The sequence below is a fragment of the Streptomyces sp. AC627_RSS907 genome (assembly GCF_019049165.1).
Genome location: NZ_JAGMUE010000474.1, coordinates 1 through 979, shown reverse-complemented (window position 1 = coordinate 979; position 979 = coordinate 1). Strand labels below are relative to the sequence as shown.

Below are 979 nucleotides of genomic sequence, written 5' to 3'. Positions count from 1 at the left end.
TCGCATCCTTGACGGTGGCGACGATGACGTCACCGATGCCCGCGTAGCGGCGACCGGAACCGCCGAGAACACGGATGCAAAGGATCTCCTTCGCACCAGTGTTGTCGGCGACGCGCAGTCGCGACTCCTGCTGGATCACGTCTATCTCCTGATCGTCTGCCGGTTCCCGGCGGGGACCCGGTCGCCCGAGTCCCCGCCGAGCCTGGCGGAACTATTCCGAGGGGGTCCCCCTCGGAGGGGATTACTTGGCCTTCTCGAGGATCTCGACGATGCGCCAGCGCTTCGTCGCGGACAGCGGCCGGGTCTCCATCAGGAGGACGCGGTCACCGACACCGGCGGCGTTCTGCTCGTCGTGCGCCTTGAGCTTGTTCGTACGACGGATGACCTTGCCGTACAGCGCGTGCTTGACGCGGTCCTCAACGGCGACGACGACGGTCTTGTCCATCTTGTCGCTGACGACCAGACCCTCACGGGTCTTGCGGAAGCCGCGGTCCTGCTTGTTCTCAGTCACATTCGTCTCGCTCATCAGGCGCTCTCCACCGTCTCGATGCCGAGCTCGCGCTCACGCATCAGGGTGTAGATCCGGGCGATGTCCTTGCGGACGGCCTTCAGCCGGCCGTGGTTCTCAAGCTGTCCGGTCGCCGCCTGGAAGCGGAGGTTGAACAGCTCCTCCTTGGCCTCGCGCAGCTTGGCGACGAGATCCTCGTCGTTCAGCTCGCGCAGCTCGGTCGCCTTGGTACCGGCCGCCATCACGACTCACCTGCCTCGCGCCGGACGATCCGGCACTTCATCGGAAGCTTGTGGGCGGCGCGGGTCAGCGCCTCCTTAGCGACCTTCTCGTTCGGGTAGGACAGCTCGAACATCACCCGACCGGGCTTGACGTTCGCGATCCACCACTCCGGCGAACCCTTACCGGAACCCATGCGGGTCTCGGCGGGCTTCTTGGTGAGCGGCCGGTCCGGGTAGATGTTGATCCAGA

General features: G+C 65.4%; 4 protein-coding genes. All 4 read right to left on the bottom strand.

Features of this window, described 5'->3' with window-relative positions:
* On the bottom strand, positions 1-139 hold a 139-nt coding region (locus KUM32_RS36550; protein ID WP_041664124.1), incomplete at its 3' end, for an uL14 family ribosomal protein.
* A gap of 102 nt (positions 140-241) precedes the next feature.
* Entirely contained in the window at positions 242-526 is a 285-nt protein-coding gene (rpsQ, locus tag KUM32_RS36545; protein ID WP_187064896.1) for a 30S ribosomal protein S17, read from the bottom strand.
* Entirely contained in the window at positions 526-750 is a 225-nt protein-coding gene (gene rpmC / locus KUM32_RS36540; RefSeq protein WP_030890741.1) for a 50S ribosomal protein L29, read from the bottom strand. The genes rpsQ and rpmC overlap by 1 nt, the downstream gene beginning before the upstream one ends.
* Positions 750-979: 50S ribosomal protein L16 (rplP, locus tag KUM32_RS36535; RefSeq protein ID WP_217146191.1), on the bottom strand; the 230-nt coding region annotated here is incomplete at its 5' end. The genes rpmC and rplP, both read right to left, overlap by 1 nt.